Raw genomic sequence first — 15,128 nt, 5'->3', positions numbered from 1 at the left:
TTTACCGTTCTACGCCTGCTTGGTCGCCCCGATGCGGTTCCAACGGCGATCATCGCGGGAAACCGGAACTTTGCCCTGTTCTTTGTAGCCCTGCCTCCGGAAACCACCGATCCGCTGCTGATCTTTCTTGGATGCTATCAATTCCCCATGTATTTGACGCCGACCCTGTTGCGGAGGCTTTATGACCCACGCTGATCCTTTCCCCGTGATCCGGAACGTCGGACTGGACGGCATGCTTGTCACCTTTGCCGACACCATGACCGAGCCGTCGAACCGCGCGGCGCTCGCCTTTCGCGGCGCGGTGGAAGACGCCGGCTGGGAGGGGGTGATCGAAACCTCAACCTCGCTGGCCTCGACCTATGTTCGGTTCGATTTCTCGCGGCTGCCCCATACCGAGATGGAACGGTGTCTGCGCGATCTGCTGGCCTCGCGCGACTGGTACGCCGCGCCCCTGCCTGCCGGACGCAAGTTGTGGCGGGTGCCCACCGTTTATGGCACGGAACTGGCCCCGCAACTGGACGAAGCCGCCGCCGCCGCCGGGTTGCCCGTTACAGAGGCCATTCGCCGCCTCAGCCAGACACGCGTGCGCGTCCTGACCATCGGATTTGCACCGGGCCAGCCCTATCTTGGCCCGCTGGGGCCCGAGTTTAACATCCCCCGCTTAAAGGAACTGACCCCGATGGTTCCCGAAGGGGCGCTGGTTCTGGCCATTTCGCAGTTCGTATTGTTTTCGGGGCCGACCCCGACAGGGTGGCGGCATATCGGGCAAACCGCGTTTCGGTGTTTCCGGCCCGAAATTGAGCAGAGCTTTGCCCTCAATCCCGGCGACGAGATGGTGTTTGAATCGGTTCCCCGCGACGAGCTGGAACACATCTGCGCGCATAACGAGGATGGTACAGGCGGCTCAACGGCAGAGGAGATCCCAGCATGAGCCTGATCGTCCGCCGTATCGGCCCTGCTTGCACGGTTCAGGATCAGGGGCGCGACGGGTTCCTTGATCAGGGCTTGTCGCGCTCGGGCGCCGCGGACCTGCTGGCCCTGCACGAAGGGGCCGCACTTTTGGGTCAACCGGCTGCGCTGGCGGCACTGGAGATGGCGGGGATGGGCGGCGAGTTCGAGGCGTTGGAGGACATCCGCATCGCCCTGACCGGCGCGCCGATGCAGGCCAGCATCGACGGCAGTCCGGCGATGTGGAATGCCTCGCACCTGCTGGCCAAGGGGCAACGGTTGACTTTGGGGGCTGTACTCAAGGGTGGTTATGGTTACCTGCATTTGGGCGGCGGCATCGCAACTGAACCGTTCCTGGGATCACGCGCCACACATCTGACTGCCAAAATCGGCAGGGCTGTTGAAACCGGGGACACATTGCCCGGTGGGCCTGACGCGGGTATCACGGGTATGAAACTGGTGCCCGCCGAGCGGTTTTCGGGCGGTGCGCTGCGCATCGTGCCCAGCTTTCAGACCGCGCTTTTCGATCCGGAGACTTTGGCCCGGTTCGAACAGACCGAATTCCGGCGCGGCCCGCGCGCCAACAGGATGGGTATGCAACTGGACAGTGACGGCGAGGGGTTCGCGGCGCAGGGGCAGCTCAACATTCTGTCCGAAGTCATCACCCCGGGTGATATCCAGATGACCGGATCGGGAAACCCTTTCATCCTGCTCCCTGAATGCCAGACCACCGGCGGTTATCCCCGCATCGCCACGGTCGTGCCCTGCGACCTGCCTCGCGCGGCTCAGACACCGGCAGGTGGCAAGATCAGGTTCCAGTTCGTGACACTGGACGAGGCGACGGCCCTTCAAACCGCTTTTGTCAAGGATCTGGCGGGGCTGTCCCGACGGGTCGAACCACTGGTCCGCGACCCGCATGACATTGCCGACCTTCTGTCCTACCAATTGATCAGCGGAGTTGTTTCCGCGACCGACTGAGGAGACTGCCGATGAACCGCGTCGATCTGAACGCCGATATGGGAGAAAGCTTTGGCCCTTGGAAAATGGGCGATGACGACAGCCTTTTGAAAATCATCACCTCGGCCAATATCGCCTGCGGGTTTCACGCGGGCGACCCGGACGTGATGGCAATGACCATGCGGCTTGCTGCGGACAACGATGTGGGGATCGGCGCCCATCCCGGCTTTCCCGATCTGCAGGGGTTCGGGAGGCGCAACATGAAGGTGCCGCACAGCTCGCTGCGCAATCTGGTTCGCTATCAGTTGGGCGCGGCACAAGGTATGGCAAGAGCCGTTGGCACCAGCGTCAGACACCTGAAACTGCACGGGGCGCTGGCCAACATGTGTTCAGCCGATCAGGACATGGCGCGCGCCTGTTATGAGGGCGCACTGGATGTGAACCCGGACATCATCATCATGGTTTTGGCGGCAACCCAGCAGGAAGCAGCCGTGCGCGAACTGGGCTGCAATTGGGTAGGCGAAATCTTTGCCGACCGGGCCTATAACGACGACGGCACACTGGTGGATCGTTCCCTTCCCGGAGCCGTCATTCACGACCCCGAGATCGCCGGGCCACGCATTCTGAACATGGTGCGCGAAGGGGCGATCATCACCGAAAACGGCAAGCGGCTGGAAGCCTCGATCGACACGATCTGCCTGCACGGCGACGGGCCGACAGCGGTTCAGATCGCCAAATCTGTACGTTCCAGTCTGATTGACGGTGGCATCAAGGTAAGCAAGTTCGAGCGTTAGATAGTTGGGCGGTTGGCCAAAACGCAAAACCCTTTGGCGTCTGTTCACAAGCGCGGGCCCAGGCCGCGCTCCATCTATCCGGTGCAGCCGAACAGGCCGCCTGACCCTGGAGGAAATCAATGAACGTCAAAGCCACGCTCGACCAGCCAACCGCGAAATTCCAGCCCGGCAAGACCGTGTTGATCTGCCAAGCGCGCCACCTGCGCAGAAAACTGGCCTTGGTGAAACTGTCGCCATCGGATGCCGGACGTCTGGCCGAAGGTGATACCATTACCCTCATGATCGATCCCACGGACAACGAGGCCTTGGCAACTGAAATGCGCGACCTGACGTCGTGCTGGCGCATCGTGATGATCGAAACCCGTCCTGAGGGACCATTCGCTTATTGCATGCCGCAAGGCCCGTCATTCGGGCGGCCAATGTTATTGATCTGACAATCGGGCGTTAAGAAACGCGGCCCGTTTTCGCTGCGCAATCCAATAAAAAGCGGCTGCGGTTGAGAGCGCAGCCGTCCAGTACCCGTGAGCGAGCGCCAGACCTTAGGATGGTCCGATCATGAAACAGGTGACATTGCGGGCTTTGAGGCGACGGCAGGCCAGATCAGCCTGTTCGCGTGTCATGCCCTGGAAAGTGGCATCATACCCGCGCGACCCTTGATTGACTTTGCGCAGGGTACCGTCGAGCGTGGTCATTTCCGCCAACGCCGTTCTCAGCAGGATTTTCTCTGCCTCGTACCGGCTGGGATAGCGCCCGACATTGATACCCCACAGATGGCCGCCGGACGTGGACAGGCGAGTGACAATTTCTTGTTCGGGCTCCGGCTCGGGGGCCGGTGACGCGGATGCCAGCACCAGTTCTTTTGGGCGTCCCACGGGCCGGGTATCGGTAACCTCGGCGACGGTTTGTGCAGCCGTCGATCCGACTTCGGCAATCGCAGCCTCGATACTTTCCTGGATCAAAGTGCCGTTCTCGGCCGCATTTTCAGCGATGGCGCTGGCAAGCAGCACTGGCTGGGCACCGGAACGAGAAAGCGGGCGAAGGCTCTTTTCGGGGGCGCCAACCAGCCGGATCGTCTTGGTCACGCCGTCGCTGATACCGGTGTTCCCGGCATAGACCGGACGTGCGGGTTTGCGGATCGGCGCGCGCGAAGGCGCCTTGCGGAATCCCAGATCCAAAAGCTCTGCCACCTTGGCATTGCGCGAGGCGCTGGAATTGCCGCCAAAAACCGTGGCGATGATGCGCTCATCCCCGCGTTTGGCCGAAGCCACAAGATTGAAACCTGCCGCGCGGGTGTATCCGGTCTTGATCCCGTCCGCGCCCTTGTAGGCTGCCAGCAGTTTCCGGTTGGTGTTGGGGACGGTCTTGATCCCCGCATTCGTGGATTGGCGCGAGAACAGGTTGTAATACTGTGGATAGTCATACAGCAGGTGCCGCCCCAGGGTTGTCATGTCGCGGGCACTGGACAGGTGCCCTGCCTCGGTCAAACCATGTGCGTTCTTGAAGGTCGTACGCGTCATTCCCATCGACTTGGCGGTGCGCGTCATGCGGCGGGCAAAAGCGGACTCGGACCCGCTGAGCGTGACACCGATCGCCGTCGCGGCGTCATTGGCCGATTTCACCGCAGCCGCGCGGATAAGATAACGAAACGCAATCTTCTGTCCGGTCCGCAATCCAAGCTTCGACGGCGGTTCTGCCGCCGCCTCGGACGGAACAGTCACCATGGTATCCAGGGTAATCTCGCCGTTCCGCACCGCTTCGAACGCGATGTAGAGCGTCATCATTTTTGTCAGAGAGGCAGGATGCAGTCGGGCATCGGCGTTTTTGGAATGCAGGACTTCGCCCGTTCGGGCATCAATGACCATTGCCGCGTAAGGCGCCGCCACCGCGTGAAGCGGCAGCATCAATAGCAGCCACAAAAATGCTAGAAGATATAGCCCCATACGGGCCGGACTTGTCCGCCGAACCTGCACGATCTTTGCCTCTGTCTGCCTCGCGCCGCCGGATTTTCCGGTCAGCAAAATTCATTTTTATTGCCTCAAGCGTAACACAGGGTTTTGTTGATTGAAACCGAAAGCGCCATATTTGCATGATCAATTTCTTGAAACCCCCGACCTGCATATAGTGGCGGGACTTACAAAAGCGCCCCATATCTGGTGTATCTTCGACCTGTCGACGATAATCGCCCCTTAAAATTTGAAAGATGAGGCGCTTTTGCAACAAGCGCAACTAGTCCAGAGAACGCACCAGATCCGCCAAATCGCCCAGATCAGAAATCTCGCGAAACCGGTTGTGATCGTCGGGTGCGTCGGCTTGTTCCACCTCCCACACCAACCCGTGCGGTACAAATACCCCCCATCCCCCGGCTTCGATCGCAGGCAGAACATCCGACCGCATGGAGTTGCCCACCATCATCGATTGCGCCGCGCCATCGCCATGACGGGCAAAAATACCGTGATAGATGTCAGGCGTTTTTTCCGAAACGATCTCGACAAAGTTGAACAACTCCCCCAATCCCGACTGCGCCAGCTTGCGTTCCTGATCAATCAGGTCGCCCTTGGTGATCAGCACGACCTTGTGCGTTTCCGCAACGGCCTCGACTGCCTCGCGCGCATGAGGCAACAACTCGATGGGGTGCGCCAGCATCTCCTGCCCCGCTTCGATCAACTGGCGGATCACCGAGGCAGGTACACGGTCTTGCGTCACCTCGATGGCGGTTTCGATCATCGACAGGGTAAAGCCTTTGATTCCGTAGCCATAGTGCCTGATGTTGCGTCGTTCCGCGGCCAACAGCCGTTCCATCAGGTGATCTTTCTCGGCGTGATCAGCCAGCAGTTCAGCGAAATGCGACTGGGTCAGCTGAAAGAACCGTTCGTTGTGCCACAATGTGTCGTCGGCATCGAACCCGACAGTCGTGAGCATTTGTCCCATGCCAATTTGCCTGCTTTCTCTTTTCCAAAGCTGCGCTAAGGTTATATAAGCTCCCAATTGAATCGAAGGCTGAATCGGAATTTCGAAAGTAATGGTGATCGAACCCCTGTTGATGTCGGACAAATCGGACGAGGATGGAAGCACCTCGATCCTTGTGCAGACGCGCCCAAAAACCAAGCGTCCGCCGCTCTACAAGGTTCTGCTGCTGAATGACGATTACACGCCGATGGAATTCGTGGTGCATGTGCTGGAACGCTTCTTTGGTATGAGCCATGCGCAGGCGTTCGAGATCATGCTTACCGTCCACAAGAAAGGCGTGGCCGTTGTCGGGGTGTTCAGCCACGAGATTGCGGAAACCAAGGTCGGGCAAGTGATGGATTTCGCCCGACGCCACCAGCACCCGCTTCAATGCACGATGGAAAAAGAGGATTGAACCGGTTGACTGGCCGTGACTGCGCCTGCCTCTGTCAATTGCGAAACCGCAATCCATCCCTCTGACACACGACTTGGAATCCTGAATGTCGCCACGCGTTTCACTTGCCCTCGACGCCGGACTGACCCTGTCCGAAAACGTATCAGCCCTGTTGCCCACGCCTGAACATGATCTGTCAGACCTGCCCGGCCAGGCCGAAGTGGTGCAGCCGTTCAAGCCGTTCCACGATCATTTCGCGGCACTGGGGTTTCATGCAGTACCCGCTTCGGACACTCCCTGTACCGATGCGATCCTGTTTCTGCCGCGCGCCAAGGCGCAGGCCAGGGCGATGGTGCAACAGGCGTGCACAAGGGCCGCGGGAACCGTTGTCATCGACGGCGGCAAGACCGATGGCGTGGACGGCCTGTACAAGGATATTCGCAAGAGGGTCGATGTTCGGGGGCCGATCTCCAAGGCGCATGGCAAGATTTTCTGGTTCAAATCCGATGCCGACGCATTTTCCGACTGGGCCGCGCCGGAACACCAGCAGGCCGACGGGTTTGTGACCGCGCCCGGCGTCTTTTCCGCCGATGGCATTGATCCCGCGTCCGAGTTGCTTTTGGCCGCCCTGCCCGCAAAACTGGGCCGCCATGTCGCGGACTTTGGGGCGGGTTGGGGGTACCTGTCGGCGCAGATTCTTAAGGACGAACGTATCGAAAAGCTAGATCTGGTCGAGGCCGATCACCTCGCGCTGAGCTGCGCACGGGAAAACGTGCCGGATGCCCGTGCCCGATTTCATTGGGCCGACGCCGTCACATGGAAATCCGCCGAGCCGCTGGATGCGGTCGTCATGAACCCGCCGTTTCACACCTCCCGGGCCGCCGACCCGTCGCTGGGCAAGGGATTCATTCAGTCCGCCGCCCGCAACCTGGGCAAGTCTGGGCACCTGTGGATGGTCGCCAACCGCCACCTGCCGTATGAGGCCACGCTTGGCGATTCCTTCGCATCCGTGGAAGAAGCGTCGGGAGACAACCGTTTCAAAGTGCTTCACGCCTCTCGCCCTCGCCGGTGATCCCGGTTAACGTGCGCCGCAACTCAGGAGGAACCGGATGTCCTTTTCCATCGCAGGCAAAACCGCAATCGTCACCGGGGGCGCAAATGGCATCGGCCTTGCCATAGGCAGACACTTTGCCGAGGCCGGGGCAAATGTCATGTTCGCGGACATGGACGAGGCCGGATTGGCCAACGAATTGGGAGAGCAGGGCGAAGACAGCAATATCAGGTATTTCGCCGGAGATCTGCGCGAGAAACTGACCATCGCCAATCTGCTGTCGGCGACCATCGACGCCTTTGATCAGGTGGACATCCTAGTCAACGGCGCGCGGCAGGTTCTGCCGACCGATCCCCTGGACCCCGAGGATGACACGGTGCGCGAGTTGCTGAATCAGAATCTCATGCCGGCGATGCGGCTCACCCAGATGGTCGCAAACCGGATGATCAAGCAGACAGAAAAGGACAATGAAAGCCCGGCCGGATCGATCATCAACCTGTCTTCGGTCGCTGCACGCAGGACACATCCCAACCTTCTGGCTTACTCGGTTTCTACCGCGGCCCTCGATCAGCTGACCCGCTCGCTGGCGGTCTCTCTCGCCCCCAAGCGCATCCGCGTGAACGCCATCGCAATCGGCTCGGTGATGAGTGCGTCGCTGCGAACTACCTTGAAGGACAACCGCGAATTCCGTCTGGATATCGAACGGCATACCCCTCTGGCCCGCATCGCGGCGCCGACCGAGTTAACCGAAGCCGCGCAATTTCTGGCCTCGGAAGCCTCCGGTTTCATGACCGGCCAGATCCTGACCGTCGATGGCGGGCGCACCCTTCTCGATTCCGTTGCGGCCCCGGCTCATTGATACCGATGTTCGATACAGAAAAATCCACCGCCTCCGCCTGGTTCCGTCAACTGCGCGACGAAATCGTCGCCGCCTTTGAACAACTGGAAGACAATCATGACTCCGGCCCGTTTTCGGACGCTGACCCGGGTCGCTTCGAAGTCACGGAAACCAAACGCCACTCAGACGACGGAACGGATGCCGGCGGCGGGCTGATGTCGGTCATGCGCGGTGGGCGCGTGTTTGAGAAAGTGGGTGTCAACGTCTCGACGGTGTATGGCACCTTGGGCGAACGCGCGCAGAGCGCCATGGCCGCACGCAAGGGCATTCCGGGGATGAAGGACGATCCGCGCTTCTGGGCCTCGGGTGTCAGCCTTGTCGCGCATATGCAGAACCCGCATGTTCCGGCGGTGCACATGAACACCCGCATGTTCTGGACACCGCATGCCTGGTGGTTCGGCGGCGGGTCCGACCTGAACCCCTGCATCGAGTATGACGAAGATACCGCACATTTCCACGGCACCCAGAAATCCTTCCTCGACCCGCATGGCGTGGGCCACTATCCACGCCTCAAGGACTGGGCGGACGAGTACTTCTATATCCCGCACCGCAAGCGCGCGCGGGGTGTCGGCGGTATCTTCATGGATGATTATTGCACCGACGACTGGCAGGCCGATTTGGCCCTGACACAGGATATCGGCCGGGCTTTTCTACCTGCCTTCGTGCCTCTGGTGGAGAAGCGCAGGGTGCAGGGTTTCACCGACGCAGACAAGAACATCCAACTGATTCACCGCGGGCTTTATGCGGAATACAACCTGGTTTACGACCGCGGCACCAAGTTCGGGCTGGAAACCGGCCATGATCCCGATGCCGTGCTGATGAGCTTGCCACCGCTGGCAAAATGGGTCTGAGCGTTACCGCAGCCACAAATCGTCGGTAAGGTTGTCGTAGCAGTATCCCTGCGCCATCGATGCGGACAGGTTGTCGCCCACGCGCTTGACGGTCAGGGAATAGCCCGGCGTCGTATCCGCGCCCTCCGGGGCCTGCAGCGAGAACTGAACGCCTTTCTTGCCCGGCTGCGACACCGACGGCCCGACCGCATTCCACAAATAGATGCGCTCGTTACCCTTCAGCCTGAGTACCCGGATGCCGTAATCACCCGCACCGCACCAGTAATCCCTTGGGGCCGAGCCGAAGTAATTGACGACTTCGAACACGCCATTGCCGATCGGCGTGACCTCGGATCGGTTCCAGGCGCGGAATGCCAACGCCATTCCCGGGGCTACAATCAGGGCGGTCAGAACGCCCACCTTAACCAACTGTTTCATCCGTATCTCCAGTTTCAATACCCGTGATCCATGAAAAGCATAGCGCATTGTTTCGCGCCGCCCACACTGAAACACGCAAGTGTCAAGTCTCGACACCGCGACTTCAATCTGCACCTTTCAGGATACGCCCTCCCACATCTTCCGGGGCAATCGCCACAGTTTTGATGATTGCATGGCATTCGCTCCCAACTCCTAGCCCAAGGGCCGCCACGGATCGCCGTGTGACACGGGCAAGCACTGTCCCGGCATCGGTCGCGACCGAAACGATTGCCCCCGGCCCTTCACCCGCGCGGATACCCGTGACCGTGCCGGGCAGTACATTGAGCGCCGACAATCCCTCTGGCTTGTGGTTGGCCAGGATCACCTCTTGCGCCGCAATCCGAACTCGCAGGCTTTCGCCGATCCTGTGCGGGATGCGCGGCAGAAACAGGCGGTTCTCACCAGCCTGCAGCTCGGTCAACCCGTCATCATGATGTGTCACGACATTGGCTTGCAGGATTGCCCCGACGGCGCGAATACCCGCAGGCGCGACCGCCGGGTCGGACAGGACTTCGGATGCGGGGCCATGCCGGGCGACACGCCCGTCTTGCAACGCGACCACCGAAGTCGCCAGACGCGCCACTTCGGCGGCAGAGTGGGTGACATACAGAATCGGGATTGAAACCTCGTCCCTGAGCCGTTCGAAATAGGGCAGGATTTCCGCCTTGCGCGCGTCGTCCAGCGCCGCCAACGGCTCATCCGCCAGGATCAGCCGGGGGCCGGCCAACAGGGCACGCCCGATGGCAACGCGCTGCTTCTCGCCCCCGGACAGGTCCGTTGGCCTGCGATCCAGCAGGTGGCCGACACCAAGCATCCCGACCACCTTGTCCTCGCTTTCAAATCGGGTTCCGCGCGGGGCAAACCAGCGACCGTAGGCCAGGTTCTGGCGCACGGTGAGATGCGGAAACAGTCGGCCTTCCTGAAATATATAGCCAAGCCTGCGCCGGTGTGGCGACAGCCACCGCTTCTGTTGCGTGTCAAACAGAACCCAGTCACCCACCGCAACCCGACCCATCTCTGGCCTCAACAACCCGGCCACCGCGTTGACAACCGTGGTCTTGCCCGACCCCGACCGCCCGAACAGAACCGTGACGCCGGGCGGCGCATCAAAGGAAACGTCCAGTTCCATCTCGGGTAACTGGTGCCGGATATGCACCGACAACGTCATGTTCCGGCCACCCGCGCCGCCGCACGCCTGCCGACATATTCCGACAACAGCAAGGCGCCCATCGCGATCCCGATGGAAACCAGCACAAGCCGCGTTGCCGCAGGCTCGCCACCTGGCACCTGCAGAAAGGCGTAAACAGCCGATGGCAACGTCTGGGTCTGGCCGGGGATGTTCGACACAAAGGTGATGGTTGCGCCAAATTCCCCCATCGCCTTGGCAAAGGCCAGTATCGCCCCCGCAATGATACCCGGAAAGATCATCGGCAGCGTCACCGTGGCGAACACCATAAACCGGTTGGCGCCCAGCGTTGCCCCGGCCTGTTCCAGCTTGGGGTCGACCGCCTCGATCGACAGACGGATGGCGCGCACCATCAGCGGAAAGGCCATGATCCCCGCCGCCAGCGCCGCCCCGGTCCAACGAAAGGCAAAGACGATACCGATCTGTTGCAAGGCGCTGCCCAGCGGCCCTTGAGTGCCGAACGTCAACAACAGCAGATACCCCGTGACCACCGGCGGCAGGATCAGCGGCAGGTGAACCAGACCGTTGACGATGTGCCGCCCGGGAAACCGCCACCGGGCAAGAGCATAGGCCACGAATATTCCCAACGGCAAAGCCACCGCCGTCGCCCAAAGCGACACTTTGAGCGACAGTATCAGCGCAGTCCATTCCTGTGGACCCAGCCAACCCATATTCCTAACCCTCCAGCAGGGCGAACCCCTGCGCGACAAAGATGCGGCGAGCTTCGTCCCGCCGCAGATAAGCAAGGAACCTTCGGGCAGCGTCCGAGCATTTTGCAGTCACCGCAGCCGGATAGACGATTTGTGGATGTGAAGCGGCAGGAAAGTGGCCCAGAACCTGAACCCGATCGTCCGCTGCGGCGTCAGTCGCATAGACCACGCCCAAAGGCGCTGCGCCCACCGCCACCAGCGCCAACGCGGCCCGAACATTGTCGGATTGCGCTATACGGTCTGCGACGCCGTCCCACAAACCAAGATACTGCAGCGCCGCCTTGCCATAGACGCCTGCGGGCACCGCGTCCACCAAAGCCATTGCTAGGTGTCCGCCCGCCAACTGATCGCCCAAAGGATAGTCCGGTCCGATCTCGACGGGCGGTTCGCCGGTCGGTGGCCCGATCAGAACAAGACTGTTGCCCAACAGATCCACCCGGGTTTCCGGGTCGATGAACCCTTCCACCTCTAATAAGTCCATCCAGGCGACATTGGCCGAAAGAAAGACCTGTGCCGGGGCGCCAAGCTGTATCTGGCGCGCCAGAACCGAGGACCCTGCAAAAGAGAGGGTAATCGTATGTCCACTTTGCGCCGAATACTCTGCCGCGATGTCATCCAAAGCTGACTTGAGACTGGCCGCTGCAAAAACCAGAACCTCCTCGCCGCGCGCTGGGATGGCCAGCGAAGCGCATATTCCAAGCGCCGCGATCCAGGTTCGGCAAACGCGAGAGAAAGTCGTGTTCATAGGTCAAAAACTCGTTATGTTTTTTCGGGAATATCGGAGCTTCATCTGCATGGGCAACCCCTATTTTTCCACCTCCCGTTCGCGCAGCATCTCGCACAGCTTTTCGATATGTGGATGCGCGGCCTGCCGCGCATCGTGTTCGAGCGCGCGATAGGCAGCCAGGACCTTACGCCCCGTCTGCGTCAGCTCGGCCCCGCCACGATTGGCCCCACCGCGCGTGCTTAGCACGACAGGTTCGGCAAACATCGCATTCATAGTCTCAACCAGTTGCCAGGCCCGCTTGTAGCTCATACTCATTTCGCGCCCCGCCGCCGCAATGGACCCGGTGCACGCGATATGTTCCAGCAATTCCGCCTTGCCAGGTCCGATCATCTCGTCCGGGCTGAACACGACGCGCAATCGGAAGCGGGGATCGGGAAAGCGGTTTGTCATAGCGCGATTGTGCTTGGACAGGGTGCAGAGTTCAACGGTACATCTGACTATGAACCCGGTGGCGGTCAATCATATGCGCAATGGCTGCCGACACGCCTGCTGATCCACGCTGTCGCGGTTTTCCGAATACCGCAACGTCACGCAATACAGCTTTGATCGACTTCAGTGATCGCGCATCGGCCGATTTGCGCCAATGTCTGGTGAAGCTCAGCCTGAAGCACAGCTGCAAACTGCTTGAGACCAGATTCGCCGCTGGCCGCGATTGCATAAAGCAGGGGCCGTCCGAAGAAAACGAAATCCGCGCCCGAAGCATAGGCTTTGACAATGTCTTCTCCCGACCGCAGGCCGCTATCGAAGAACAGCGGGAACTCCGACCCGATGGCCTCGCGAATTTCGCGCAACGCGTCAAGTGCACCCGGCGCGCTTTCCATCTGTCGGCCGCCGTGGTTGGAAACCTGTACCGCATCGACGCCTTCGTTCCGCAATCGCAAGGCATCTTCGGGGTCCATCACACCCTTGACCACCAGATTGCCCTGCCATTCCTGACGCAACCGCCTCAGATAGTCCCAATCGGCCGCCGCACGGCTGGCGTCCCGGTCAAAAGTCCCGAAAGGTCCGCCAAAATTCGCCAGTTCCGGACGGCCCTTGAAAAGGGTGCTCAGCGACCAGCGCGGATGCAGCGCAAAATCGATGAATTGGCGCGGACCCAGACGGAAGGGCATCTTGAACCCATTGCGCAGATCCTTGGGCCGCCGCCCCACCTCAGGCACGTCCACGGTCAGAACCAGCGTCTGGTAACCCGCAGCGCGCGCACGAGGGATCAGACGCCAGGAATCTTCGCCATAGTACAATTGCAGCCAGGCCTGCCCTTGCGCCTGTTCCTGGATCTGTTCGAGGCTGGTCGAGGCCAGCGTTGAAACCACATGCGGTATGCGCAGTCGCGCAGCCAACCGGGCCAGCATCAGATCCGCCCCATGCCCAGCCAGATTGCACATGCCCATTGGACTGATCCCGAAGGCTTGCCCGCACTCCTTATCTAGGACCACGTGATTCAGACTTCGTCGCTGCACGTTGCGAAGCACTCGCGGGCGTAACTGAACCCGGTCCAGCGCCGCGCGATTGCGCCGCGCGCCCTGCTCTTGGCCTGCGGCACCGTCGATATAATCGAACACCATCCAAGGCAGCCCTCGGCGTGCCAACCGGCGCGCGTCTTCGGCGCAATGGATGGCGTTTGTCGCCATCAGGCCTGAACGGCCTTCATGAAACGGTCGCGGATGACCACCGGGTCCATGGTGATGACAGGCATCTTGGCGTTGCCACTTTCGCATTTGCACACGATGACGGTCTTGCGCCCGGCATCCAGAGCCTGCTGCAACACTGCTCCGGTCTCTTCCGCGCGGCACTCGATCACGGTCTCGCACCCCGCCTCGCGGGCCATTCCCGCCAGCGAGGTCCGCTGCCCGGCATAGGTCGGCTGATCCCCGGTCGAGCCATAGGACCCGTTGTCGATGATCAGCAGGATATAGTTGTCGGCCTGATGGTTACCGATGGTGGGCAACGTGCCCAGATTGGTCAGAACCGATCCGTCACCGTCGATCACGATCACCGGCTTGGGCTGCGCCAGTGCCAGCCCGAACCCGATCGACGAGGCCAGACCCATCGTGCCAAGCATGTAGAAATTGGTCGGCTGGTCGTCGATGGCGTGCAACTCCTGGCTGGGGATGCCGATATTGCAGATCACTAGATGGTCACGAATGATCGGGGCGATTTCCCGCAGAATTTCAGAACGGATCATTGGTCGCCGTAGCCTCCCCAGAAATTGGCGTCGGTCAGGACCGCCACCGGCTTGTTGCACATGAAGGTGTATTTCAGGATGTTGTCCAGTTCCCCAACATCCCGCTGATTGTGGAAATGGTAGGTGGGGATGTTAAGTTGCGCCAGAAGCGCCTTGGTATGCACGGCCATCTCGACCTGGCAGGCCACCGGCTCGCGCAACTCGCCGCGATAGGAGATCAGCATCGGCAGGGGCATCCGATAGTACTGGATCAGCGTGGCCAGCGTGTTGATGGTTACGCCAATCGCGGTGTTCTGCATGATGATGGCCGGACGCTTGCCGCCCATCCAGGCACCGGCACACAACCCCATGCCCTCGTCTTCCTTGTTCGAGGGGATGTGTAGGATATCATCGCGCCGATCGATTTCGGCAATGACCCCGGCCAGTTGCTTGCACGGCACCGTGGTGACGAACGAAATGTCGTTCGCGACCAGAGTATCGGTGATCTGTTTGTCTATGTTCATATCCGAGTTCTAGATCCTGAATGATGCGCCCTGGGCGCGATTGACGGGTTTAGGATTGGCGGTGCACATGCACGGCACAGGGTGCATGCCGAACGACGCGCGATGCGGTCGAGCCCAGAAAATAGTCGCTGAGCCCCGGTTTGTGCGAGCCTACAATGATACAGTCGATCTCGTTTTCGGTGGCATAATCGATGATGGCACGAGCCGAATGCCCCCTGACAATAACGGGATGAACGCCGTCAAGGCCCTCGACCTTGTCCACAAGCAGGTTGCGCGCATGGCGAAACGCCTCTTCGACCACGGATTTGTCCAGATAGCTGCTGACGGAACCCTGCGGCGCTTCATAGACATGCAATGCAATGATCTCACCACTTCCGCCGGAAAGGGCCTGGGCCACTTCCAGCGTGTGCTGCGAGATGCCGTGATCCAGCGCCATCGGGACAAGAACTTTTTTGTACATGG

At 60.5% G+C, this 15,128-nt stretch carries 20 protein-coding genes and 1 pseudogene; 9 read left to right on the top strand and 12 right to left on the bottom strand.

Features of this window, described 5'->3' with window-relative positions:
• From AC2FLX_RS09585 to AC2FLX_RS09565, 5 genes and pseudogenes are all read left to right on the top strand, one after another.
• Positions 1–195, top strand: a pseudogene (locus AC2FLX_RS09585) (hypothetical protein); the annotation flags it as partial.
• On the top strand, positions 182–931 hold the full coding sequence (locus AC2FLX_RS09580) for a 5-oxoprolinase subunit B family protein (protein WP_480749380.1): 750 nt from the start codon (positions 182–184) through the stop codon (positions 929–931). The pseudogene AC2FLX_RS09585 and the gene AC2FLX_RS09580, both read left to right, overlap by 14 nt.
• Positions 928–1,926, top strand: a complete 999-nt coding sequence (locus AC2FLX_RS09575) for a 5-oxoprolinase subunit C family protein (RefSeq protein WP_480749381.1) — start codon at positions 928–930, stop codon at positions 1,924–1,926. The genes AC2FLX_RS09580 and AC2FLX_RS09575 overlap by 4 nt, the downstream gene beginning before the upstream one ends.
• An 11-nt stretch (positions 1,927–1,937) precedes the next feature.
• Positions 1,938–2,699 (top strand): LamB/YcsF family protein, encoded by a 762-nt coding sequence (locus AC2FLX_RS09570; protein ID WP_480749382.1) that lies wholly within the window; start codon positions 1,938–1,940, stop codon positions 2,697–2,699.
• Positions 2,700–2,818: 119 nt separating this feature from the next.
• Positions 2,819–3,133: a hypothetical protein gene (locus tag AC2FLX_RS09565; RefSeq protein WP_496810053.1), complete on the top strand. Its 315-nt coding sequence runs from the start codon at positions 2,819–2,821 to the stop codon at positions 3,131–3,133.
• Positions 3,134–3,238: 105 nt separating this feature from the next.
• Here the strand turns inward: AC2FLX_RS09565 and AC2FLX_RS09560 are convergent, their stop codons facing one another.
• From AC2FLX_RS09560 to AC2FLX_RS09550, 3 genes are read right to left on the bottom strand one after another with little or no spacing between them, the layout of a single operon-like run.
• Positions 3,239–4,639 carry a D-alanyl-D-alanine carboxypeptidase family protein gene (locus AC2FLX_RS09560; protein ID WP_496810054.1) on the bottom strand — a complete coding sequence of 467 codons (1,401 nt, stop codon included), beginning with the start codon at positions 4,637–4,639 and terminating at the stop codon, positions 3,239–3,241.
• Complete coding sequence (locus tag AC2FLX_RS09555; RefSeq protein ID WP_496810081.1) at positions 4,551–4,919, bottom strand: hypothetical protein; 369 nt, start codon at positions 4,917–4,919, stop codon at positions 4,551–4,553. The genes AC2FLX_RS09560 and AC2FLX_RS09555 overlap by 89 nt, the downstream gene beginning before the upstream one ends.
• Positions 4,920–4,925: 6 nt before the next feature.
• A complete protein-coding gene (locus AC2FLX_RS09550) occupies positions 4,926–5,627 on the bottom strand; it encodes an HAD family hydrolase (RefSeq protein ID WP_480749384.1) in 702 nt (233 codons plus the stop codon).
• A 91-nt stretch (positions 5,628–5,718) separates the two neighbouring features.
• Between AC2FLX_RS09550 and clpS the strand changes: the two genes are divergently transcribed.
• From clpS to hemF, 4 genes are all read left to right on the top strand, one after another.
• A complete protein-coding gene (clpS, locus tag AC2FLX_RS09545) occupies positions 5,719–6,060 on the top strand; it encodes an ATP-dependent Clp protease adapter ClpS (RefSeq protein WP_480749385.1) in 342 nt (113 codons plus the stop codon).
• Between the two features lie 85 nt (positions 6,061–6,145).
• Positions 6,146–7,111 carry a class I SAM-dependent methyltransferase gene (locus tag AC2FLX_RS09540; protein ID WP_496810055.1) on the top strand — a complete coding sequence of 322 codons (966 nt, stop codon included), beginning with the start codon at positions 6,146–6,148 and terminating at the stop codon, positions 7,109–7,111.
• Between the two features lie 37 nt (positions 7,112–7,148).
• Positions 7,149–7,949, top strand: coding sequence for an SDR family NAD(P)-dependent oxidoreductase (locus AC2FLX_RS09535; protein ID WP_480749387.1), 801 nt, complete (start codon positions 7,149–7,151; stop codon positions 7,947–7,949).
• Positions 7,950–7,954: 5 nt separating this feature from the next.
• Complete coding sequence (gene hemF / locus AC2FLX_RS09530; RefSeq protein ID WP_496810056.1) at positions 7,955–8,839, top strand: oxygen-dependent coproporphyrinogen oxidase; 885 nt, start codon at positions 7,955–7,957, stop codon at positions 8,837–8,839.
• Positions 8,840–8,842: 3 nt separating this feature from the next.
• On the opposite strand, the gene AC2FLX_RS09525 is transcribed toward hemF, so the two are convergent.
• The 9 genes from AC2FLX_RS09525 to AC2FLX_RS09485 all read right to left on the bottom strand — a co-directional run bounded on the left by AC2FLX_RS09525 (position 8,843) and on the right by AC2FLX_RS09485 (position 15,126).
• Positions 8,843–9,256: a hypothetical protein gene (locus AC2FLX_RS09525; RefSeq protein WP_480749389.1), complete on the bottom strand. Its 414-nt coding sequence runs from the start codon at positions 9,254–9,256 to the stop codon at positions 8,843–8,845.
• A gap of 103 nt (positions 9,257–9,359) precedes the next feature.
• Positions 9,360–10,463, bottom strand: a complete 1,104-nt coding sequence (modC, locus tag AC2FLX_RS09520) for a molybdenum ABC transporter ATP-binding protein (protein ID WP_480749390.1) — start codon at positions 10,461–10,463, stop codon at positions 9,360–9,362.
• Complete coding sequence (modB, locus tag AC2FLX_RS09515) at positions 10,460–11,152, bottom strand: molybdate ABC transporter permease subunit (protein ID WP_480749391.1); 693 nt, start codon at positions 11,150–11,152, stop codon at positions 10,460–10,462. Before modB ends, modC begins: the two co-directional genes overlap by 4 nt.
• A gap of 4 nt (positions 11,153–11,156) precedes the next feature.
• The gene (modA, locus tag AC2FLX_RS09510; RefSeq protein WP_496810057.1) at positions 11,157–11,936 is read right to left on the bottom strand and encodes a molybdate ABC transporter substrate-binding protein; all 780 of its coding nucleotides are present in this window, start codon (positions 11,934–11,936) and stop codon (positions 11,157–11,159) included.
• Between the two features lie 60 nt (positions 11,937–11,996).
• A complete protein-coding gene (locus AC2FLX_RS09505; protein WP_480749393.1) occupies positions 11,997–12,368 on the bottom strand; it encodes a winged helix-turn-helix domain-containing protein in 372 nt (123 codons plus the stop codon).
• Positions 12,369–12,505: 137 nt separating this feature from the next.
• Positions 12,506–13,609 carry an alpha-hydroxy acid oxidase gene (locus tag AC2FLX_RS09500; RefSeq protein WP_496810058.1) on the bottom strand — a complete coding sequence of 368 codons (1,104 nt, stop codon included), beginning with the start codon at positions 13,607–13,609 and terminating at the stop codon, positions 12,506–12,508.
• Positions 13,609–14,163 carry a sulfopyruvate decarboxylase subunit beta gene (comE, locus tag AC2FLX_RS09495; protein WP_480749395.1) on the bottom strand — a complete coding sequence of 185 codons (555 nt, stop codon included), beginning with the start codon at positions 14,161–14,163 and terminating at the stop codon, positions 13,609–13,611. Before comE ends, AC2FLX_RS09500 begins: the two co-directional genes overlap by 1 nt.
• Positions 14,160–14,666, bottom strand: a complete 507-nt coding sequence (gene comD, locus AC2FLX_RS09490) for a sulfopyruvate decarboxylase subunit alpha (protein ID WP_480749396.1) — start codon at positions 14,664–14,666, stop codon at positions 14,160–14,162. Before comD ends, comE begins: the two co-directional genes overlap by 4 nt.
• 49 nt (positions 14,667–14,715) lie before the next feature.
• A complete protein-coding gene (locus tag AC2FLX_RS09485; RefSeq protein WP_480749397.1) occupies positions 14,716–15,126 on the bottom strand; it encodes a universal stress protein in 411 nt (136 codons plus the stop codon).
• Positions 15,127–15,128: the final 2 nt, after the last annotated feature.

The organism is Ruegeria sp. YKSF57 (assembly GCF_059612585.1).
Note: the sequence above shows the minus strand (reverse complement) of the source record. Positions and strands in the feature narration are given on the sequence as shown.